The following is a 20,750-nucleotide window of genomic DNA, read 5'->3' as shown; positions in this document are numbered from 1 at the left end:
GTGGCACCGCTACCATCCGATTACACACCGTATATCCTCTGCTGACCGTTTGCCGTGTCGTGCCATGGCTCGCCGGGTATCGCCTCGCCCGGTGGCCACGCACAGTAAGGTCAACCGGGTGAGCGCCACCGGCGAGCACGACCAGCCGCAGTCGCGTACGAAGAGGTGACCGGAGTGACCACCCCAGGCAAGACCCGCGTGGCGATCGTCTTCGGCGGCCGCAGCCCGGAGCACGGCATCTCCTGCGTCAGCGCCGGCAGCGTGTTCGGCGCACTCGACCCGGACGAGTTCGAGGTGGTGCCGGTGGGCATCACCCGGGCCGGCCAGTGGGTGCTGACCAACGGAGACCCCGCCCAGCTCGCGATCAACGCCCGTCAGCTGCCGGAGATCACCGCCGACTCGGGCGACGACATCGTGCTGCGCGCCGACCCCACCGGCAACGGCCTGATGGTGCTCGACCCGACCGAGGGCCCCCGGGCGCTGGCCGACGTGGACGTCGTCTTCCCGGTGCTGCACGGCACCTACGGCGAGGACGGCACCATCCAGGGAATGCTGGAGATGGCCGGCATCCCCTACGTCGGGGCGAACGTGTTCGCCTCCGCGGCCGCCATGGACAAGGAGTTCACCAAGAAGCTCTGTGCCGTCGAGGGCATCCCGGTCGGCACGTACGCCGTGCTGCGCAACGGCATGACGCTCAGCGAGCAGGACAAGGAGCGGCTCGGCCTGCCGGTCTTCGTCAAGCCGTCCCGGGCCGGGTCGTCGTTCGGCGTCAGCAAGGTCACCGACTGGGCCGAGCTGGACGCGGCGGTCGCCGCCGCCCGGCAGTTCGACCCGAAGGTCATCATCGAGGCCGCGATCGTCGGCCGCGAGATCGAGTGCGGCGTGCTGGAGGGCGAGGCCGGTGGCACGCCCGAGGCGTCCGTGCTGGCCGAGGTACGGGTCGTCGCCGACCACGACTTCTACGACTTCGAGGCGAAGTACCTCGACGACTCCTGCGAGTACGACATTCCGGCCAACCTGCCGGAGAAGGTGACCCGCCAGGTGCAGGAGTACGCGGTCCGCGCGTTCACCGCACTGGACTGCGCCGGTCTGGCCCGGGCCGACTTCTTCGTCACTCCCGAGCTGGACGTCTACCTCAACGAGATCAACACGATGCCCGGCTTCACCCCGACGTCGATGTTCCCGCGGATGTGGGCGGCCTCCGGCCTGGAGTACCCGAAGCTGGTCAACCGGCTGATCCGTACCGCCCAGCGCCGCGGCGTCGGCCTGCACTGAGCCGTACGACCCCGCCCGCGCAGGTCAGCCGGCGCGGGCGGAGTCGGTTCGAGTTCAGCGCTGGCAGCCGGACGGGATCGCGCCGCCGGAGGGCACGCTCGCCACGATGGTGCTGGAGATCGTCGGCAACCACTGCAACGGCTGCTCGTACGAGCGCGGGACGCGCACGGTGATCAGCGTCTCCCGGTCGACCGTGGAGAGGACCGCCGCGTCGCCCTGCTCGGCCAGGTGCCAGCAGACCCGGTTGACCGTCCAGACCTCGTCGGTGCTGGGGAAAGCCGGCTCGGTGCCGCCGCAGGCCACGGTGAGCGCGGGGTCGCCGTAGGCGGCGTTCTGCTCCGGGCCGGCGGTGACCGGCCGCTGAGCCAGGTCGCGGATGCTCGCCGGAAGCTGGGAGAGCAGGGCCCGGCAGACCGTGGCCGGGCGGGCGGCCAGCGCCGGGGCGGCCATCTCCACCGGGGTGGTGGACTGCACCCGGGCGGTGGTCGCGGAGGGCGTCGGCGCGGCGGCCGGCGTGTCCGGGCTGAGCTTGCTGAAGGCCAGCACCGCCACCAGCAGCGTGATCGGCAGCGCGATCAACGTGGCCAGCAGGGCCGCGCCACGCATGGTCCGATCGCGGCCGGCCGGCGCGGCGGCGGCGGGATCGGTCGACTCGCGGTTACCGTCAGCCGGCTCGGACGTCCCGTCGGCCGCGTCGCGCGCCCCGTCGTCGTCCAGAGCCGAGGAGGAGGTCGTCATCTCGTCCACTTACAGCCGCACCACCGAACACGTGAGGGTGCGGGTGATGCCGGGCACCATCTGCACCTTGCTGACGATGAGTTTGCCGAGCTCGTCAACGGTGTTCGCCTCGGTGAGGACGACCACGTCGTACGGCCCGGTGACGGCGTCGACGCGTACCACGCCGGGGATGTCCGCGATGAGACCCGCCACGTCACGTGCGCGGCCGACCTCGGTCTGGATGAGGATGTACGCCTGTACCACGACTCGACCTCCGTCCGTCGCCGCCCGGGAGCGGCCCGAAGGGTGAAACTACCTTACGGACCAGGTCTGATCCCTATCGGTCGTCAAGGAGCAGCGGTGAGCGAGCACGGCGGAGCCGGGCAGCACGGGCGGAACGCCGGCGGTGGCGTCGGCGTGTCCGGGATCGGGGAGTTCGGGCTGATCGGGAGAATCACCGCCCGACTGTCGCACGGGCCGACGACCCTGCTCGGCCCGGGCGACGACGCGGCGGTGGTGGCGGCGCCGGACGGCCGGGTGGCGGCCTCCACCGACGTGCTGGTCGACGGGCGGCACTTCCGACGGGACTGGTCATCGGCCCGTGACGTCGGGCACCGGGCGGCAGCCGCCAACCTGGCGGACATCGCGGCGATGGGTGCCACGCCGACCGCCCTGCTGGTCGCTCTCTGCATGCCGGCGGACCTGGACACCGCATGGGCGGAGGAGCTGGCCGACGGGCTCTCCGCGGAGGCGGCGACGGTCGGCGCGAGCGTCGTCGGCGGGGACATGTCGGCCAGTCCCACCCTGACCGTCGCGGTCACCGCGCTGGGCGACCTGGCGGGCCGTCCGCCCGTGCTGCGCTCGGGCGCCCGGCCGGGGGACGTGCTCGCCCTGGCCGGGCGCACCGGGTTCGCGGCGGCCGGGCTGACCGTGCTGACCCGGGGCTTCCGTACCCCCCGGCTGTTGGTCGAGGCGTACCGGCGGCCGCAGGTGCCCTACCAGGCCGGCCCGCAAGCGGCCCAGCTCGGCGCCACCTCCATGATCGACGTGTCGGACGGGCTCCTCGCCGACCTCGGACACGTCTCGGCGGCCAGCGGGGTGGCGATCGACGTACGCCGCGACGGGTTCGAGGTGCCCCGGCAGATGGCGGACGCGGCGCAGGCACTCGGCGTCGACCCGTACACCTGGATCCTCGCCGGTGGCGACGACCACGCGCTGGCCGCGACCTTCCCCCCGGCGGTGGTCCTGCCGTCGGGCTGGAGGCCGATCGGCCTGGTCACCGACGGTGCCGGCGTGACGGTCGACGGCATCGCCTACGACGGCCCGGTCGGCTGGGACCACTTCCGGTGAGGCCCGCCCGCGGCCGTACCCTGGATACCGTGAGTGAGATCGAGATCCGGGCGGTGCGGTTCGACGCACCGGTGGCACAGCACCTGATCCACGCCGCACTGGCCGACCTCGGTGCCCGCTACGGCGGCACCGGCGACGACACCCCGGTGGACGCGGCCGAGTTCGAGCCGCCCGACGGCGCGTTCCTGGTGGCCTATCTGGCCGGCGAGCCGGTCGGCTGCGGTGGCTGGCGCAGCCACGGCGCGGACACCGCGGAGCTGAAGCGGATGTACACGGCCCCGGCGGCACGGGGGCGCGGGGTGGCCCGCGCGGTGCTGGCGGCCGTCGAGCGCTCCGCGCGGGAGCACTGCCGCAAGCGGGTGGTCCTGGAATGCGGCGACAAGCAGCCCGAGGCGATCGCCATGTACGGCTCCGCCGGGTACGAGCGGATCCCGAACTTCGGCTTCTACAAGGACGCGGAGGGCTGCATCTCCTTCGGCCGCACGCTCTGACCTGCGCACCGAGCCCGGCCAGGCCGGTGTGCCAGGCCTCGGCGGGCCGGTGTGCGGCGCGTCTGCCCAGGCACACGACAGAGCCGGCGGACCCTCGGGGTCCGCCGGCTGAGCCGAACGAAAAGGTGGGTGCTACCGCGTCAGGCGCGGGTGACCTTGCCGGCCTTGATGCACGAGGTGCAGACCTTCAACTTCTTGGTGTTGCCGCCACCGGCCGGGGTACGCACCGACTGGATGTTCGGGTTCCAGCGGCGGTTGGTCCGCCGGTGCGAGTGGGACACGTTGTGGCCGAAGCCCGGTCCCTTGCCACAGACGTCGCACACGCTAGCCACGGGATACTCCTGGGATTGATACGTTCATGAGGTCGCCGGCAGGTGCTGCCCGGGCAACCTGGTCAGGTTACCCGATGACTCGCCGACCCGGCCAACCGGCCCGGTCCGGCGCTCGCCCGTGCCCCGGCTCACGCCTGGTCGTGGGCCCGTCCGCCCTGCGGTGGGCCGGCCCGGCGGCAAGGGTACCGGAGGCGGTCGTCCCCGCCGCGGCCAGCGCCGGCCCGGGCCGGCGAGGACACGCCGGACGAGTCCGACGGGTGTCGGTGCGCGCCAGTAGGCTTCTGCCCGTGCTGGACACCCTCGACGCCGCCGCGGTCCGCCGCTGGTGCGCGAGCGGGCTGGCCGCACTGAAGCGCCACCAGGGCGAGATCGACCAGCTCAACGTCTATCCGGTGCCCGACGGCGACACGGGCACCAACCTGGTGCTCACCCTCACCTCGGCGCAGCAGGCCCTCGCCATGGATCTGGACACTCTCCCCGACAGCGGGCCGACAGCGCACGGGCACGCGCTGCGGCTGATGGCCCAGGGCGCGCTGCTCGGCGCGCGGGGCAACTCCGGGGTGATCCTTTCGCAGATCCTGCGTGGTTTCGCCGACCAGGTCGCCGGGGTGCCGGCGGTGCGTGGCCGGGAGCTGGCCGCCGCGCTGCGCTCGGGCACCGCCGCCGCGTACACCGCGGTCTCCCGGCCGGTCGAGGGCACAGTGCTCACCGTGGTCGCGGCGGCCGCCGCCGCGGCCGAGGGCGCGGACAGCGACGACCTGCCGACGGTTGCCGGCGTCGCGGCCCGGGCGGCGGCCGAGGCACTCGCCCGCACCCCGGAACAGTTGCCGGCGCTGGCCCGCGCGGGCGTTGTCGACGCCGGTGGCCGAGGCCTCTGCGTGCTGCTCGACGCCCTGGTCGAGGTGCTGACCGGGGAGCGCACGGCCCGGCCGGCGCCGACGCCGCGCTCCGCCCGCCCGGCGGCCACCGTCGCCCGCGAGACCGGTTCCGATGAATACGCGTACGAGGTCCAGTTCCTGCTCGACGCCCGACCCGAGGCGGTCGCCGGGCTGCGGCGGGCGCTCGACGCCCTGGGAGATTCGCTGGTCGTCGTCGGCGACGGGCGTGAGCCGGAAGGCACCTGGAACGTGCACGTGCACGTCAACGACGTGGGCGCGGCGGTCGAGGCCGGTGTCGTCGCCGGCCGCCCGTACCGCATCTCGGTCACCCGTTTCGCCGACCAGTCGGAGTCGCCCTCCGGCCCGGTGGTGGCCGGCCGGGCCGCGGTGGTGGTGGCCACCGGCGGCGGCATCGCCGACCTGTTCGCCGCGGAGGGCGCCACCGTCGTGCCGGGCAACCCGTCCACGGGTGAACTGCTGGACGCCGTCCGCAGCACCGGCGCGGCCCGGGTGGTGGTGCTGCCCAACGACGCCAACACCGAGGCGGTGGCGAGCGCGGCCGCCCGCGAGGCCCATCGGTACGGCATCAAGGTGAGCGTGGTGCCGACCCGCTCGCCGGTGCAGGCCCTCGCAGCCCTCGCGGTGCGCGACGGTGACCGCCGTTTCGAGGACGACGTCATCGCGATGGCCGAGGCGGCTGGCGCCTGCCGTTACGCCGAGGTCTGCCATGCCAGCCGGGAGGCGCTGACCGTGGCCGGCCCGTGCCGTCCCGGTGACGTGCTGGCGCTGGTGGAGGGGGAGGTGCACCTGATCGGCACCGACCTCACCGACACCTGCGCGGCAGTGGTCGACCGGATGCTCGGTGGTGGCGGCGAGATGGTCACACTGCTGGCCGGGGTGGACGCTCCGGCCGGGCTCACCGACGCCGTCCGCGCGCACGTCGCGCGACGCTGGCCGTTCGTCGAGGTGCACGCGTACCCGGGCGGCCAGCCGTTTTATCCGCTCCTGGTAGGGATCGAATGAGCGAACCAGCCACGGTGGACACTCCGCTGAAGAAGCTGGTCGGGGACAAGACAGCCAAGGCGCTGGCCTCGCACCTCGACCTGCACACCGCGGGTGACCTGGTCTACCACTTCCCGCGTCGCTACGACGAGCGTGGTGAACACACCGACATCCGCTCACTGGACGTCGGTGAGCAGGTCACCGTGCTGGCCCAGGTGCAGCGCACCGCGGTGCGCCCGATGCGTCAGCGGCGGGGCAACCTGCTGGAGGTGACCGTCGGCGACGGCTCCGGCGGTGTGCTGACGTTGACCTTCTTCGGCAACCAGGCGTGGCGCGAGCGCGAGCTGCGTCCGGGCCGGTGGGGTCTGTTCGCCGGCAAGGTCACCGAGTTCCGGGGCAAACGGCAGCTCAACGGCCCGGAGTACGTCCTGCTCGGCGAGGGTGGCGACGGTGAGGCGGCGGTCAGCGACGACATCGAGGAGTTCGCCGGGGCGCTGATCCCCGTCTACCCGGCCGCCGCGGCCGTTCCGACCTGGGTGATCGCGCGCTGCGTGCGCGTCGTACTGGACACGTTCACCCCGCCGGACGATCCACTGCCGAGCGCTGTGCGGGCCAGCCGCAAGCTGGTCGGGCTGGGCGCCGCGCTGACCGAGATCCACCGGCCGTCCAGCAAGGAGGCACTGCACCAGGCGCGGCGGCGCCTCAAGTGGGACGAGGCCTTCGCCGTCCAGGTGACCCTGGTGCAGCGCAAGCACCGGGCGGCCGACTGGCCGGCCCGGCCCCGCCCGGCGCGCCCGGGCGGGCTGTTGGAGGCCTTCGACGCCCGACTCCCGTACGAGCTGACGGCCGGTCAGCGTGAGGTGGGTGTGGAGATCGCGGCGGACCTGGCCGCCCCGCACCCCATGCACCGCCTGTTGCAGGGCGAGGTGGGCTCGGGCAAGACGGTGGTGGCGCTGCGGGCGATGCTCCAGGTGGTCGACGCGGGCGGGCAGGCCGCGCTGCTGGCGCCCACCGAGGTGCTGGCCGCCCAGCACCACCGCGGCATGCTCGACCTGCTCGGGCCGCTCGGGCGGGCCGGTGAGCTGGGCTCCGCCGAGCACGCCACCCGGGTCGAGCTGGTCACCGGCTCGCTGGGCGCGGCGGCCCGCCGCCGGGCGCTCGGCGAGGTGGCCAGCGGTGCCGCTGGCATCGTGCTCGGCACCCACGCCCTGCTGTACGAGGGGGTCGACTTCGCCGACCTCGGCCTGGTGGTGGTCGACGAGCAGCACCGCTTCGGCGTGGAGCAGCGCGACGCCCTGCGGGCCAAGGCCGACCAACCGCCGCACGTGCTGGTGATGACGGCCACCCCGATCCCGCGCACGGTGGCGATGACCGTCTACGGCGACCTGGAGGTCTCCACGCTCTCCCAGTTGCCCCGGGGGCGGTCGCCGATCGCCTCGCACGTGGTGCCGGCCGCCGAGAAGCCGGCCTACCTGGATCGGGCCTGGCGTCGGCTGCGCGAGGAGGTGACCGCCGGCCACCAGGCGTACGTGGTGTGCCCGCGGATCGGTGACGGGCCGACCAGCGACGAGGAACCGCCACCCGAGGACGACAACGGCCGTCGGCCACCGCTGGCGGTCACCGAGGTGGCTCCGCTGCTGGCCGAGGGCCCGCTGCACGGCCTGCGGATCGGGGTGCTGCACGGTCGCCTGCCGGCCGACGAGAAGGACGCGGTGATGCGTTCCTTCGCGGCCGGTGACCTGGACGTGCTGGTGGCGACGACAGTGGTCGAGGTTGGCGTGGACGTGCCGAACGCCACCGTGATGATCGTGCTGGACGCCGACCGGTTCGGCGTCTCGCAGCTGCACCAGTTGCGGGGCCGGGTCGGCCGGGGTTCCGCCGCCGGGCTGTGCCTGCTGGTCAGCGAGGCGGCCGAGGGTTCGTCGGCGCGGGAACGGTTGGACGCGGTGGCGTCCACGAGCGACGGTTTCAAGCTCGCCGAACTGGACCTGGAACAACGCCGTGAGGGCGACGTGCTGGGTGCCACCCAGTCCGGGCACCGCTCGCATCTGCGGTTGCTGTCGCTGCGACGCGACGCCGACCTGATCCGGGACGCCCGCGCCGAGGCGATCACCCTGATCGAGGACGACCCGGAGCTTGCCCGCAGCCCGGCACTGGCCGCCTCGGTGGCCGCACTGGTGGACGAGGACCGCGCGGAGTACCTGGAAAAGGGCTGACCAAGCAGGCCATCACATGGCTGAGGGCGCGCCGACCGGGTGGTCGACGCGCCCTCAGGTGTCAGAGCCTGTTGGTTCAGGCGGTGAAGCGAACCCGACGACGACGGGCCACCACGAACAGCGCCACACCGGCGGCCAGCAGGACCGCGGCGCCGGCGATGATGCCGCCGGTGGCAGCACCGGTCAGCGGCAGGGTCGGCTCGTCCTTGTCGCCGCCACCCTGACCCGGGGTGCAGTCGGCCGGCTTCTCCCAGGCGATCGGGCTGGTGTCGTCGAGACCCTCGGCGGCCGGGGTCACGGTCAGGCCCTCCTGGGCCGGGAAGGTGACGGTGCCGCTCTTGCCCGGCTCGACGGTCAGCGTCTGGGCCTTGCCCTTGTTCGGGGTGAAGGTGATGGTGATCGTCTCGCCGTCGGCCGGGTTGGCGATGTCGAAGATCAGCTCGGTGCAGGTCGACTTGTAGCTGCCGGCCGGCTCGCCCGGCTCGACGCAGTTCTCAGCGGCGGCTGGCGTGCCCTCGAAGAGCGGCTTGTCCAGACCGTCGGCGACGACCTTGATGACGGTGGCGTTCTTGGCCGGCACCTTGACCGACTCGTTCTCGCCGACCTTCACGGTGACGGTCTTGGTGAAGCCGTCGGCGCCGGTGATGGTGAACTTCGCCGGAGCGGTCGCGTCCTTGCCGTTCTCGAGCTTCACCAGGACGTCGCCGTCACAGTCGGCGGCCACGCTGGCGGTCGGCTTGGGGGTCGTCGGCACCGGGGGCTGTTCCTTGGCGCAGGTCCCACTGAACTCGATCGCCGCCGAGCGCAGCTCCTTGTCCAGGAACTCGTTGTCCCACATGGCCCGCACCGACAGGGTGGCCTTGGTGGTCTTCGCGTCCAGGCGCTGCTTGGCGATCACCGGCTCGCTGACGGAGTGCGGGTACTCCTTGCCCTCGGTCACCGCGATCCCGTCGATGGTGGCGTCGCTGGCGACGTCACCGACATACGTTTTCGCCGAGACCTCGTCGAACTTGTAGTTCTTGACGCCGCCCGGGGCGTAGCTGTTGACGGTCCAGGTGGCCACCCACTCGCCGGTGGCGGTGTCACATGCGGCCTTGACCTGGATCTCGCTGTGGTGGGCGCTGGCGGGTGCGGCGAACGTCACGACGCCGGCGAGGCCGATCAACGCGCCCGCGGCGATGGCCGCGACGCGCCGGAACGGAGACTTGGGAGGGTTCACGCCTGCTCCTGGTGAGGGGGGTACGGATCGCGTGGCGGGAGGCCGGGAGACATCGTGACCGGGGAGTCACCTGCTCACCGGGGCGTCGCGCGACGCGGTGGTGTTCCCGCGGCGAAAGCGGGGACAGGGGGAGACTGTACTGATGGGTGGTTAATGAGGGGAGTTCAGATCATTGCCATCCGGCAATGTCATCGATTCGTGATCTTTGATAGACCGAAGGTGTCGGTCCGGTCACTGGGGACGGTCCGCCCGCCGTGGCTCCACTGAGGATTACGCGTCGTCGCGGCTGCTCAGGTGCGCCCCGTTGTCGCCGGCCGGCCAACTCCCCGGATCCGCGCCGTGCTGACCGGGTCCGTGCCGCATCGCGTAGCGTCGCGGGCATGAGCAGGAGGAAACGGTGACCCGGATCGTGGCCGGGACGCTCGGGGGCCGGCGGATCGCCGCGCCGCCCGGCGCCGGCACCCGACCCACCTCGGACCGGGTCCGGGAGGCGCTGTTCAGTGCCGTCCAGGCCGAGGTCGATCTCGACGGCGCCCGCTTCGCCGACCTGTACGCCGGCTCCGGCGCGGTCGGCCTGGAGGCGCTCTCCCGGGGTGCCCGGCACGTGTTGCTGGTCGAGTCCGACCCGCGGGCGGCCCGGGTGATCCGGGAGAACGTGGCGGCCCTCCGTGCCGGTCCGGCGGCCCGTCTGGTCACCGGCAAGGTGGCGACGGTGCTGGCCGCCGGACCGGACGGCGAGCCGTACGACGTGGTCTTCGCCGACCCGCCGTACGCGGTGCCGGACGAGGAGATCACCGCGCTGTTGGCCGCGCTGGTCGACGGCGGCTGGCTGGCACCCGACGCGTTGGTGGTGGTGGAGCGGTCCCGCCGCACCAGGGAGTTCGACTGGGTGGAGGGGATCACCGCCGAGCGCAGTCGCCGTTACGGCGAGACCACCCTTTGGTACGGTCGCCGATCATGAGACGTGCGGTGTGCCCCGGTTCGTTCGACCCGGTCACCAACGGACACCTCGACATCATCGGGCGGGCCAGCCGGCTCTTCGACGAGGTGATCGTCGGTGTGCTGGTGAATCAGTCGAAGAGTGGCCTGTTCACCGTCGAGGAGCGCATCGAGATGCTCCGCGAGGTGACCTCGTCGTACGGCAACGTGCGGGTCGAGTCGTTCCGAGGGCTGCTGGTGGACTTCTGCCGGGCCCAGCAGGCCAGTGTGCTGATCAAGGGCCTGCGGGCGGTCAGCGACTTCGACTACGAGTTGCAGATGGCCCAGATGAACATCGGTCTGGCCGGCGTCGAGACGCTCTTCATGCCGACCAACCCGCTCTACTCGTTCCTCTCGTCGAGCCTGGTCAAGGACGTGGCCAAGTGGGGTGGCGACATCTCCGCCCACGTCCCCGACCCGGTCCGCGAAGCCCTCCAGGCCCGCCTGGGCCCCCGCCCCTGACGGACCCTGGCTCCCCTTCACCCCCGCGATCTTGCGCTTGTGGTTCCTGGATCGCCGCTTTCGGCGTGGTTTGTCGCGACCGAAAGTGCAAGATCGGCGCGGGGGAGGCGCAGCGGGAGCCGCGGGTGACTATGTCGCGACTCGCCGGGTTGGGGTGAGTGGGGCGGCGGTGGGGCCGGCACGACATGATTGGTGGCGCGGGGAACGGCCGTAGCCCGCATCATGGAGGTCGGCCGACGAACGACAGGAGTGAGGTAGCCGGTGGACCCGCTCGATCGCATCGACGAACTGATCGCCATCCTGGAGCAGGCCCGCTCCGTCCCGATGTCGCGCAACAACTGCATGGTCGACCGGGGTGAGATGATCGCTGCCCTCGATGAGATGCGTGCTGATCTCCCCGCCGACCTGCGTCGCGCCGCCGCGCTCCTGGATGAGCGCGACAAGATCATGGAAGCCGGCAAGCGCGAGGCGGACCGGATCATCAGCGAGGGTGAGGCAGAACACGCCCGCCTGGTCTCGGTGAACGAGATCACCGTGTCGGCGGAGCACGAGGGCGCCCGGATCATCGGCGAGGCCCGCGCCGAGGCGCAGCGCCTGCGTGAGGAGGTCGACGACTACGTCGACACCGCGCTGGCCAACTTCGAGCAGTTCCTCACCCGGGCGCTGGCCTCGATAGAGCGCGGCCGGGACAAGATGCACGCGCTGCGAGAGATCGGCACCTTCGCTGGGGATGAGGCGGAACGCCCGCTACCCTTCTGAGCGGCACCTCACCAGCCGACTTCTCAGGCGGGCGTCGCCCCCGGTTCGACGGTCCGGCGGTCGTCCAGGTAACCTTTTTTGTCGGCCTCTCACCGGCCGGAGTCTAACTATGCCCAAGCACTCGCCATCGACACTCAACCCCAGGTCGCCGTTGGTCCTCGACACGAGGGACCTCCCGCGTCGCCCTGGCGCGTTGCGTGAGGTCCGGCGGGTCGTGCCGGCACCGGCGGACCTCGGTGTGGAGTTGATCGGCGTGCCGGAGGGCGCGGACCTCGACCTCGATCTGAGGTTGCAGTCTGTGTCCGAGGGCGTGCTCGTCTCCGGGACCATCACCGGTCCCGTCCGGGGCGAGTGCGGCCGTTGCCTGCGCGAGATCAACGACTCGATGGGCGTGACGATCCAGGAGCTGTACGCGTACGAGGACAGCACCACGGACGCCACGACCGACGAGGACGAGGTGGGCCGGATGCAGGGCGATCTGATCGACCTGGAGCCGGCGCTGCGGGACGCGTTGGTGCTCACGCTGCCGACCAACCCGCTCTGCCGGGAGGACTGCCCAGGACTGTGCCCCGAATGCGGGGCGCACTGGGACGATCTGCCGGCCGACCACAGTCACCAGCAGATCGACCCGCGTTGGGCGGGCCTGTCGCAACTGACCGTTACAGAGGAGTAAGAACCGTGGCCGTCCCGAAGCGCAAGATGTCGCGCAGCAACACCCGGTCCCGCCGGGCGAACTGGAAGGCGACCGTGGTCGCGACCGTTGCGTGCCCGCAGTGCAAGTCCCCGAAGCTGCCGCACGCCGCCTGCTCCGTCTGCGGCACCTACAACGGCCGCCAGGTTCTCGAGGTCTGACCTGGACGCCGAGTGACGCCCCCGACCCCAGGTCGGGCGGCACGCGCATCCTGGCATTCGCCCGGTGCCCCGGCTCCCTCCGACGCCGGCCGGCCCAGTCCGGCCGGCGTTCCGGTGGAGCCGGGCGCCGCGCGGATCGCCGTTGACCTCCTCGGCGGGGACGACGCTCCCGCCGTCGTGGTTGACGGCGCTCTGCGGGCCATGCGCGCCGACCCTGACCTGCATCTGCTTCTCGTCGGTCCGACCGAGGTCGCCGACGAGCTGATTGCTGCCCTCGATCCGGCGCAACGCGCCCGGATCACGGTGCGGCCCGTCCGCGACGTCGTCGGCATGGCCGACCATCCCAGCGCCGCCCGCTCCGAGAGCACCGTCCGGGCCGCGGTCACCGCCGTCCGGGACGGGACCGCCGACGCCCTGGTCTCCGCCGGCGCCACCGGCGCCACAGTCACCGCGTCCGTGCTCGGCCTCGGCCGCTCGCCGGAGATCCGCCAACCCGCGCTGGCCGCCACCCTGCCCGCCGTGGCGGGACCGGTCGTGTTGCTCGATGTCGGCGGCTCCCTGGAACCCCGCCCGGCCACACTCGCCCGCCACGCCGTGCTCGGCGCCGCGTATGCGGCGGTGGCCCACTCGATCGCCGCGCCCCGGGTCGGGCTGCTCTCGGTCGGCACCGAGGCCGGCAAGGGAGACCGGGTCCGCCGCGCCACCGACCCCCTGCTCGCCGTCGAACCGCTGCCCGGCGGGGCGCGCTACATCGGCCTGGTCGAGGGGTACGACGTGGCCCTCGGCGCGCGCGCCGATGTGGTCGTCACCGACGGCTTCACCGGTAACGTGCTGCTCAAGGCCATCGAGGGCGCGTACGCGATGGCCGGCGGCCCACCTGCCCAGGGCGGCGCGCCCCGCGCGGCGGCCCTGCTGGGCGTCGCGGGGACGGTGGTCGTCTGTCACGGGTCCGCCCGCGCCGACGACGTCGCCTCCGGCATAGCTCTCGCCGCCCACCTGTGGCGGCGGCGCGCCACCGATCTGGTCTCCGCGTTGCTCGACCGCGACGCCGCGACGGGTCGCACCGACCGCTCCACCGACACCGAGGTACGCACATGAGCAACGACAAGCGGCGGCGGGCGTCCGTCGGTCACCTGGAAGCCGCCTTCGGAGTGAGCCTGGAACCCGAGCTGCTCCAGCGCGCGTTGACCCACCGGTCGTACGCGTACGAGAACGGCGGGCTGCCGACCAACGAGCGGCTGGAGTTCCTCGGCGACTCGGTGCTCGGCGTGGTGATCACCACGGCGCTGTTCCACAACCACCCGGATCTGCCCGAGGGGCAGTTGGCCAAGTTGCGGGCCAGCGTGGTCAACATGCGGGCGCTCGCCGACGTCGCCCGCGGTCTGGGCCCGGACGGGCTCGGCGCGTACCTGCTGCTCGGCAAGGGTGAGGAGACGACCGGTGGCCGGGACAAGGCGAGCATCCTCGCCGACACGCTGGAGGCGCTGCTCGGCGCGATCTACCTCCAGTACGGCCTGGACACCACGGGGATCGTCATCCACCGGCTCTTCGACCCGCTGATGGCCGAGTCGGCTGGTCGCGGGGCCGCACTGGACTGGAAGACCAGCCTCCAGGAGCTGACGGCGGCGCTCGGTCTCGGCGTCCCGGAGTACCGGATCGAGGGCACCGGCCCGGATCACCTCAAGACGTTCACCGCCTGGGTGGTGGTGGCCGGCATCCGGTACGGCGGCGCCGAGGGGCGCAGCAAGAAGGAGGCCGAGCAGCGGGCCGCCGAGGCCGCCTGGCGGACGCTTGCCGAGCAGAACGATCAGAACGGCGACGGCGGCCAGAACGGCGATGGCGGCCAGGGTGGTCGGACCGGCGACGACGGCCAGGCTGGCCGGGCCGGCGACGATCGCCAGGACCAGCCGACCGCTCGGGACGACTCGGCCGACCGGGACGAGCCGTTCGGGCCGCTGGAGCGTGCCGAGCGGGCGGCTCAGGCCGAGGAGGCCGACCACCTGGCGCAGGCACTGCCGGCCGGGGGCGCCGACGGTCACGAGACGGGTCGGCGGCGTGCCTGAGCTGCCCGAGGTGGAGACCGTCCGACAGGGGGTGGCCCAGTGGGTCGTCGGCCGTCGGATCGCCTCCGTCGAGGTTCGTCATCCGCGTGCGGTCCGCCGGCACGTTCCCGGCGACGTGCACTTCGCCGACGTGCTCGCCGGCCGGACGGTGCTGGACGCCCGCCGTCGCGGCAAGTACCTGTGGCTGCCACTGGACAGCGGTGACGCGATCGTCGGGCACCTCGGCATGTCGGGTCAGCTGCTGCTCCAGCCACCGGGGACGACGGACGAGACCCACCTTCGGGTCCGGTTCCGGTTCAGCGACGACGGCCCGGAGCTGCGCTTCGTCGACCAGCGAACGTTCGGCGGGCTCTCGGTGAGCGAGGGCGGCGCCGAACTGCCCGACGAGATCGCGCACATCGCCCGCGACCCGATGGACCCGGAGTTCTCCGACGAGGCGTTCGTCGCGGCCCTGCGCCGCCGGCACACCGAGGTGAAGCGGGCACTGCTCGACCAGACCCTGATCAGCGGGGTGGGCAACATCTACGCCGACGAGGCGCTCTGGCGCGCCAAGCTGCACGGCGGCCGACCCACCGACGCCTTGACCGGCCCGGCCGCGCAGCGCCTGCTCGGCCACGTCCGCGACGTGCTGGCCGAGGCGATCAGCGAGGGCGGCACCAGCTTCGACGCCCTCTACGTGAACGTCAACGGCGAGAGTGGCTACTTCGACCGGGCGCTCAACGCCTACGGCCGCGAGGGCGAGCCGTGCCGGCGGTGTGGCGCGCCGATCCGCCGCGAGGCGTTCATGAACCGGTCCTCGTACAGCTGCCCGCACTGTCAGCCACGGCCCCGGGGTTCCCTTCGGGGATGACCCGGAGCCGGCTCGGGGCGATGCCGGCGGGTCGCGGTGGGTCGCTCCGGGGTGGACCCCGGTGTACGTCCGGATCGCGGTTCGATCCCCGGCGAACGCACCCCCGCACCCGGTCGGCTGGTTCCAGGGTGGGCCCGGGTCGATCCCCGATGTGACCGCCTCGTCACGCACCTAGCGTCAGCACCGTTGACAGGGGGTTGACGTGACAGGGGGACCCGAGATGGGCAGAAGACCGGTGACGGTGCGGCTGGCGCGGTGGAGCGCCGAGCACCCGTGGCGGGCGATCGCACTGTGGGCCGTGTTCGTGGCGGTGTGCTTCGTGGGCGGCAGCGCCGCCGGACTCAACGAGGCCACCAGCGGTGACCAGGCGATCGGCGAGGCGGGGCGGGCCAGCCTCATCGTGGACGCCGGTGACTTCGACGACCCGGCCGTGGACAACGTCCTCATCACCTCCCGCGGCGGCGCGTTGGACCAGGCCGCGGCGAAGTCGGCGGCCGACGACGCGGCGGCCCGGCTGCGTACGGTCACCGGGGTGGCCGGGGTGGGCCAGCCGGTCACCGCGCGGGACGGCTCGGCGCTGCTGCTGCCGATCACCATGTCGGGTGACCCGGAGACGGCCTCGGATCGGGTGCAGCCGTTGCGCGACGCCACCGCCTCCGTGCAGGACGCGTACCCCGGGCTGCGCGTCGAGCAGGTCGGCGGACCGTCGATCGGCCAGGCCCTCGACGACACCCTGGGCAAGGACTTCAAGCGCGCCGAGCTGCTCAGTCTGCCGGTCACCCTGGCGATCCTGATCATCGCGTTCGGCGCGCTGATCGCGGCGAGCGTGCCGGTGCTGCTGGCACTCTCCTCGGTGGCCGCCGCGATGGGTCTGTCCACTCTCGCCTCGCACCTGGTGCCGGCCACCGACACCACGGCACCGGTGATCCTGCTGATCGGCATGGCGGTCGGCGTCGACTACTCGCTGTTCTACATCCGTCGGGAGCGGGAGGAACGCGCCAAGGGCCGGTCCGGTCTGGACGCGGTGGAGATCGCCGCGGAGACCTCCGGGCACGCGGTGGTGGTCTCCGGCTTCGCGGTGATCATCTCGATGGCCGGGCTGCTGCTCGCCGGCGACGTGGTCTTCTCGTCCCTCGCCATCGGCTCGATCCTCGTGGTGGCCGTCGCGGTGACCGGTTCACTGACCGTCCTGCCCGCCCTGCTGGCCCGGCTCGGCCGTTGGGTGGACCGGCCCCGGGTACCGCTGCTCTGGCGACTGACCGCGCCGCGTACCGGCCGGCACGGCGAGCCCCGCGCGCCCCGGCTGTGGCCGGCGGTGCTCCGGCCCGCGCTGCGCGCGCCGGTGGCGACGCTTGTCATCTCGGTCGGGCTGCTGCTCGCGCTGGCCGCGCCGGCGCTCGGCATGAAGCTGAAGTTCCCCGGCATGGAGGACCTGCCCCGCACGACTCCGGCAATGCAGGCGTACGACCGGCTCACCGCCGCCTTCCCGAGCGCCGGCACCAATCACGTGGTGGCCGTCCGGGCGCCCGCCGACCAGGCCGACCGGGTACGCGCCGCCCTCACCGGCCTGTCCACCCGTGCGGCCGGCGATCCGCTGTTCGCCCCGGCCGAGGCGGACGGCCCGAAGGTCGAGGTGTCGGCCGACCGGCGGGTCTCGGTGCTGGACGTCCCCACCCCGTACGCCAGTCGGGACGACCGGTCGGTGCAGTCGTTGGAGAAGCTGCGCGGGGACCTGGTCCCGGCCGAACTGCGCGGCATTCCCGGCATCGAGTACGCGGTGGGCGGGAGCGTCGCCGACAGTGAGGACTACGCCCAGCACGTCCGGGACAAGTTGCCGTTGGTCATGGGCTTCGTGCTGGTGCTGACCTTCCTGGTCATGACGTTCACCTTCCGGTCGGTGGTGATCGCGGCAAGCTCGATCGCGCTGAACCTGCTCTCCGCCGGTGCCGCGTACGGCCTGCTGGTGCTGATCTTCCAGGGCGAGTGGGCGCAGGGACTGCTCGGCTTCACGTCGATGGGCGCGATCGTGTCCTGGCTACCGCTGTTCCTCTTCGTGGTGCTGTTCGGCCTCTCGATGGACTACCACGTCTTCGTGGTCAGTCGGATCCGCGAGGGCGTCCGGTCCGGCCTGCCCAACCGCGACGCCGTGTCGTACGGGATCACCTCGTCGGCCGGGGTGGTGACCAGCGCGGCCATCGTGATGGTCGGGGTCTTCTCGATCTTCGCCACGCTGAGCACCATCGACATGAAGCAGCTCGGCATCGGTCTGGCGGCGGCGATCCTGCTGGACGCCACCATCATCCGGGGGGTGGTGCTGCCGGCGTTGATGACCATGCTGGGTGACGCCAACTGGTGGGCCCCGCGCTTCCTGCGCCCCCGCCCGGCACCCGCGCCCACCGACCCGCCCGCCCCCGCCCCAGAGTTGGTCCCGGTCCCCTAACCACCGCCCCGCCCGCCCCGCCCCGTCCCCGTCCCGCCCCGCCGATCTTGCAGTTTCTGTCGCGACAAAAGCGGGCCAACCCGGCAAAACGGCGATCGAAAGTGCAAGATCGCGGGGCGGGGCGGGGCGGGGCGGGGCGGTGTGGGTCAGGGGAGTGGGCAGGGTTCCCGGGAGGCGTCCAGCGTGCGGTCCTTGCGGATCGACGCGAAGCCGTAGCCGACGGTGGTGACACAGAAGTCGTCGGTCGAGCCGGTGTACTCCACGTGGAAGACCGGCTTGCCGGCGTCGCTGAACGGCAGCAGTTTGGCGCACTGGGCCAGCCGGACGCACTCCTCGTTGACCGCGAAGTCGAAGTCCGGGGCCAGCGCGGCGAGCTGCGGCACGTCGTTGACCAGCCCCGGGGAAAGGCTCAGCGAGCGGGCCAACTCGGCGAGCCGGCGGTTGAACAGCAGTTGGTCGTCGAAGTCGAGCGGAAAGCCGGTGCGCGCCGCGTACCCGTCTGAGTCGAAGAGCGCCACCGCGCCGAAGCCCTTGCCCCGGCAGAGCCGGAACCGGTCGGCCAGCACCGGCCGGAGCGCGTCCCAACTCCGGACGTCCAGCCACCGGCTGTCGGGTCGACGCCCGGCCGCGCCCCGGACGACCTCCGGGAACCGGCTGGCGTCCGGGTCGTCGGAGCCGACCGATCCCACGTTCACCTGGCAGATCAACCGGCGGTCCCGGGAGCGCAGTTCGGCGGTCTGTGCGGCGGTGGTGGCCACCGGGTCGAGGAGGAAGACATGTGCGTCCACCGCCGGGTCGAGCGGGCCGCTGAGCTGCCACTGCCACTGCCAGTGCCGGGCCTGTTCCGCCGGCCACGCGGTGGGCGCGCCGGGCGGGGTCAGTGCGGGCCGGCACCCGTACGCCGGCACCAGGAGCACGAGAGCGACGCTGGCGGACAGGACGCGGCGCAGTGGGCGTACGGCGACGCGTCGCCGCGGCCGGATCCGCATCGGCAGCTCCCGGGTCCCGGACGGCCGGTCGCCGCCCGCACCGGTACGCGGCCCCCACGCTCCGGCCCGACGTACCTCACCGGGTCAACGAGCGCGGGGGCGGGAACGACGCGCGGTCAGCGCGGCGCCGCGAAGACCTGCGTCCAGTACGGTCCGTTGCTGTTGGCGATGCCGACGCCGATCTCGGTGAACGCGCAGTTCAGGATGTTGGCCCGGTGGCCGGAGCTGTTCATCCAGGCATCCATCACCGCGGCGGGGGTCTTCTGGTTCCAGGCCACGTTCTCGCCGTACGTGCGCCAGGTGTAGCCGACCCGGTCCAGCCGGGTGCCGGCGTTGCTGCCGTCGCTGCCGGTGTGCGACATGTTCTGGTGGTCGGCCTGATCCTGGCTGTGCCGCTGGGCGGCCGTCATCAGCTTGTCGTCGATGCTCAGCGCCTTGCAGCCGGCCTTGGCCCGCTCGGCGTTGACCAGGTCCACCACCTCGCGCGCCTGGGCACTGACGGAGCCGCTGGAGCCGTTGGAACCGGTGGAGCTGCCGGTGTTGCTCGGCGCGGCGCTGCGCTCGACGCTGCGGCGCGACGCGGCGGTGCTCCGTGACGTCGCCGGCGTGGGCTTGACGACCTTGGTCGGCGATGGGCTCGGAGACGCCGGGCTGGGGATGGTCGACGGGGAGGTTGCGGCGAGGGTGTCCAGCGCCGGCTCTCCGGTCGGCGCGGCCGACGCGGCGAAGGAGTCGTCGACGGCCGTCGGCTGCGCGGTCCCGTCGTCACCGCCGGGCAGGGTGAGCGCGCCGACGCCGAAGCTCACCACGAGGGTGGCAGCCGCGGCGGCGCCTCCGATCATCAGCGGCCGGCGCCAGCGGCGTGGGGAGCGGTGTCGTCCCTCGCCGGGCCGGCCGGTCTCGGCTGCGCCGTGCCAGCCGTCGGTGCTCTCCGGGTCGGTGTCGGTGTGCCAGCCGCCGGGCGCCTCGGCGCGCCGTCCGCCGGTGGTGTCCTGGGCCGGGCGGCTGTCGCCCCAGCCGTCGGTCTCGCTGTCCGGCTGGTAGGCACCCCAGGCCGCGGTGCGGGCGTCGGTCGCCTCGGCGGGGATCGCCGGGTCCGGTTGCCGGCCCTCGGTGGGCTGTTCCCGGTGCCACTCGTCGCCCGACTGACCGGGCTCGTCGCCGAAGAGGTAGGCCGAGCGGGGCTCCGGGCGGTCGTGCAGCCAGGCCGGCTCGTCGGTCGGTCCCTCGGCGCGCCGGGGGGCGCCGTTCGGGTCCATCGGATCGGTCCAGCCGTACACGCCTATGCCTCCAGGGGTCGGTTGCGGGCCGGGGTGACGCTACGGCGCGCCAACGACCTGCGGCAACGTGGCTAAGAAAGAGTTAAGGGGAAGTCGGACGCCAGGGTGCGGACTTCCGCAGATCCGGGCGTACAGTAAAGGCGTCCGGACAGAGAGTGTCCGTGCCTTGCGGCAGCCCCCCCGACAAGTGGACAGGTCGACGTGGAGATGATCTACGGCCTGCGAGAACTTGACGAAGGAGGGGTTTGCGGCTCAATATATAGGTGTCGCCAGTCGCGCCCGGTCATGCCCAGATACAGCCTGGAATGACAGCCGCGTATGAATTGGGCGCGCGTTGGCCGGCCTTTCCGGCAGCGCATATCAAGGAGTCAGCATGGCGAAGGCCCTCTACGGCCACGTAGGTGCAGCGCCCGACCGGCGTCTGCTCGACGAGGTCACCCGACTGCGTTCCAGGGTTCAGGCACTGGAGTTCGAGATCACGCGTCTGCGTGCCGACAATGATCGGCTCGCGGCGGCTGCGGCGGAGGCGGACGATCTGCTCCGTCTGGCCGAGCCGGCGCTGACCTGATCTTCAGGTCGTAAAAACTGAATCGCACC

The 20,750-nt window shown here is 72.4% G+C and carries 20 protein-coding genes and 1 pseudogene; 15 read left to right on the top strand and 6 right to left on the bottom strand.

The window, feature by feature from the left end; genetic code table 11:
• Positions 1-174 precede the first annotated feature (174 nt).
• Positions 175-1,275: a D-alanine--D-alanine ligase family protein gene (locus GA0070561_RS00185; RefSeq protein ID WP_091393084.1), complete on the top strand. Its 1,101-nt coding sequence runs from the start codon at positions 175-177 to the stop codon at positions 1,273-1,275.
• Positions 1,276-1,329: 54 nt separating this feature from the next.
• Here the strand turns inward: GA0070561_RS00185 and GA0070561_RS00180 are convergent, their stop codons facing one another.
• Positions 1,330-2,013, bottom strand: a complete 684-nt coding sequence (locus tag GA0070561_RS00180; protein WP_091397062.1) for a DUF3515 family protein — start codon at positions 2,011-2,013, stop codon at positions 1,330-1,332.
• Positions 2,014-2,022: 9 nt separating this feature from the next.
• Complete coding sequence (locus tag GA0070561_RS00175) at positions 2,023-2,256, bottom strand: Lrp/AsnC ligand binding domain-containing protein (RefSeq protein ID WP_030487446.1); 234 nt, start codon at positions 2,254-2,256, stop codon at positions 2,023-2,025.
• A gap of 96 nt (positions 2,257-2,352) precedes the next feature.
• Here GA0070561_RS00175 and GA0070561_RS00170 point away from each other — a divergent pair, with 96 nt between their 5' ends.
• Together GA0070561_RS00170 and GA0070561_RS00165 are read left to right on the top strand one after the other, a co-directional pair.
• A complete protein-coding gene (locus GA0070561_RS00170) occupies positions 2,353-3,342 on the top strand; it encodes a thiamine-phosphate kinase (protein WP_091393081.1) in 990 nt (329 codons plus the stop codon).
• A gap of 29 nt (positions 3,343-3,371) precedes the next feature.
• Positions 3,372-3,833: a GNAT family N-acetyltransferase gene (locus tag GA0070561_RS00165; RefSeq protein WP_091393078.1), complete on the top strand. Its 462-nt coding sequence runs from the start codon at positions 3,372-3,374 to the stop codon at positions 3,831-3,833.
• 140 nt (positions 3,834-3,973) lie between these two features.
• Here GA0070561_RS00165 and rpmB read toward each other — a convergent pair whose 3' ends face one another.
• The gene (rpmB, locus tag GA0070561_RS00160; RefSeq protein ID WP_011905179.1) at positions 3,974-4,165 is read right to left on the bottom strand and encodes a 50S ribosomal protein L28; all 192 of its coding nucleotides are present in this window, start codon (positions 4,163-4,165) and stop codon (positions 3,974-3,976) included.
• 287 nt (positions 4,166-4,452) lie between these two features.
• Between rpmB and GA0070561_RS00155 the strand changes: the two genes are divergently transcribed.
• Positions 4,453-6,066 (top strand): DAK2 domain-containing protein, encoded by a 1,614-nt coding sequence (locus tag GA0070561_RS00155; RefSeq protein ID WP_091397057.1) that lies wholly within the window; start codon positions 4,453-4,455, stop codon positions 6,064-6,066.
• A complete protein-coding gene (gene recG, locus GA0070561_RS00150; RefSeq protein WP_091393075.1) occupies positions 6,063-8,261 on the top strand; it encodes an ATP-dependent DNA helicase RecG in 2,199 nt (732 codons plus the stop codon). Before GA0070561_RS00155 ends, recG begins: the two co-directional genes overlap by 4 nt.
• Before the next feature lie 76 nt (positions 8,262-8,337).
• Here recG and GA0070561_RS00145 read toward each other — a convergent pair whose 3' ends face one another.
• Entirely contained in the window at positions 8,338-9,480 is a 1,143-nt protein-coding gene (locus GA0070561_RS00145) for an LPXTG cell wall anchor domain-containing protein (RefSeq protein ID WP_091393073.1), read from the bottom strand.
• 397 nt (positions 9,481-9,877) lie between these two features.
• Here GA0070561_RS00145 and rsmD point away from each other — a divergent pair, with 397 nt between their 5' ends.
• The 9 genes and pseudogenes from rsmD (at position 9,878) to GA0070561_RS00100 (ending at position 17,884) form a co-directional block, all read left to right on the top strand.
• Positions 9,878-10,441, top strand: a complete 564-nt coding sequence (gene rsmD / locus GA0070561_RS00140) for a 16S rRNA (guanine(966)-N(2))-methyltransferase RsmD (RefSeq protein ID WP_091393070.1) — start codon at positions 9,878-9,880, stop codon at positions 10,439-10,441.
• On the top strand, positions 10,438-10,920 hold the full coding sequence (gene coaD, locus GA0070561_RS00135; protein ID WP_091393067.1) for a pantetheine-phosphate adenylyltransferase: 483 nt from the start codon (positions 10,438-10,440) through the stop codon (positions 10,918-10,920). The genes rsmD and coaD overlap by 4 nt, the downstream gene beginning before the upstream one ends.
• 261 nt (positions 10,921-11,181) lie before the next feature.
• Positions 11,182-11,679 (top strand): SPFH domain-containing protein, encoded by a 498-nt coding sequence (locus GA0070561_RS00130; RefSeq protein ID WP_091393065.1) that lies wholly within the window; start codon positions 11,182-11,184, stop codon positions 11,677-11,679.
• A 109-nt stretch (positions 11,680-11,788) separates the two neighbouring features.
• Positions 11,789-12,352: a YceD family protein gene (locus GA0070561_RS00125; protein WP_091393061.1), complete on the top strand. Its 564-nt coding sequence runs from the start codon at positions 11,789-11,791 to the stop codon at positions 12,350-12,352.
• A gap of 5 nt (positions 12,353-12,357) precedes the next feature.
• Complete coding sequence (gene rpmF, locus GA0070561_RS00120) at positions 12,358-12,531, top strand: 50S ribosomal protein L32 (RefSeq protein ID WP_030335284.1); 174 nt, start codon at positions 12,358-12,360, stop codon at positions 12,529-12,531.
• Between the two features lie 114 nt (positions 12,532-12,645).
• Entirely contained in the window at positions 12,646-13,629 is a 984-nt protein-coding gene (locus GA0070561_RS00115) for a phosphate acyltransferase (RefSeq protein ID WP_091393058.1), read from the top strand.
• Positions 13,626-14,375: pseudogene (rnc, locus tag GA0070561_RS00110) on the top strand (ribonuclease III); the annotation flags it as partial. The gene GA0070561_RS00115 and the pseudogene rnc, both read left to right, overlap by 4 nt.
• Before the next feature lie 211 nt (positions 14,376-14,586).
• On the top strand, positions 14,587-15,444 hold the full coding sequence (gene mutM / locus GA0070561_RS00105) for a bifunctional DNA-formamidopyrimidine glycosylase/DNA-(apurinic or apyrimidinic site) lyase (protein ID WP_091393055.1): 858 nt from the start codon (positions 14,587-14,589) through the stop codon (positions 15,442-15,444).
• A 220-nt stretch (positions 15,445-15,664) separates the two neighbouring features.
• Positions 15,665-17,884 (top strand): MMPL family transporter, encoded by a 2,220-nt coding sequence (locus tag GA0070561_RS00100; RefSeq protein ID WP_091393052.1) that lies wholly within the window; start codon positions 15,665-15,667, stop codon positions 17,882-17,884.
• Between the two features lie 146 nt (positions 17,885-18,030).
• Here GA0070561_RS00100 and GA0070561_RS00095 read toward each other — a convergent pair whose 3' ends face one another.
• On the bottom strand, positions 18,031-18,873 hold the full coding sequence (locus GA0070561_RS00095; protein ID WP_091393050.1) for an endo alpha-1,4 polygalactosaminidase: 843 nt from the start codon (positions 18,871-18,873) through the stop codon (positions 18,031-18,033).
• Positions 18,874-18,989: 116 nt separating this feature from the next.
• Positions 18,990-20,153: a CAP domain-containing protein gene (locus GA0070561_RS00090; RefSeq protein ID WP_244166012.1), complete on the bottom strand. Its 1,164-nt coding sequence runs from the start codon at positions 20,151-20,153 to the stop codon at positions 18,990-18,992.
• Between the two features lie 373 nt (positions 20,154-20,526).
• On the opposite strand from GA0070561_RS00090, the gene GA0070561_RS00085 reads away from it, so the two are divergent.
• Positions 20,527-20,721: a hypothetical protein gene (locus GA0070561_RS00085; protein WP_030487463.1), complete on the top strand. Its 195-nt coding sequence runs from the start codon at positions 20,527-20,529 to the stop codon at positions 20,719-20,721.
• Positions 20,722-20,750: the final 29 nt, after the last annotated feature.

Origin of the sequence: Micromonospora saelicesensis (assembly GCF_900091575.1) — a bacterium.
In the GTDB taxonomy this organism is placed as follows: Bacteria; Actinomycetota; Actinomycetes; order Mycobacteriales; family Micromonosporaceae; genus Micromonospora; species Micromonospora saelicesensis.
This window is presented reverse-complemented; position numbering and strand designations above follow the sequence as displayed.

What these genes read in the sequence shown, in the direction of transcription:
- GA0070561_RS00180 (WP_091397062.1), bottom strand. Translation starts at nt 2,013, where the DNA reads ATGACGACCTCCTCCTCGGCTCTGGACGACGACGGGGCGCGCGACGCG.
- recG (WP_091393075.1), top strand. Translation starts at nt 6,063, where the DNA reads ATGAGCGAACCAGCCACGGTGGACACTCCGCTGAAGAAGCTGGTCGGG.
- coaD (WP_091393067.1), top strand. Translation starts at nt 10,438, where the DNA reads ATGAGACGTGCGGTGTGCCCCGGTTCGTTCGACCCGGTCACCAACGGA.
- GA0070561_RS00125 (WP_091393061.1), top strand. Translation starts at nt 11,789, where the DNA reads ATGCCCAAGCACTCGCCATCGACACTCAACCCCAGGTCGCCGTTGGTC.
- GA0070561_RS00100 (WP_091393052.1), top strand. Translation starts at nt 15,665, where the DNA reads ATGGGCAGAAGACCGGTGACGGTGCGGCTGGCGCGGTGGAGCGCCGAG.
- GA0070561_RS00095 (WP_091393050.1), bottom strand. Translation starts at nt 18,873, where the DNA reads ATGCGGATCCGGCCGCGGCGACGCGTCGCCGTACGCCCACTGCGCCGC.
- GA0070561_RS00085 (WP_030487463.1), top strand. Translation starts at nt 20,527, where the DNA reads ATGGCGAAGGCCCTCTACGGCCACGTAGGTGCAGCGCCCGACCGGCGT.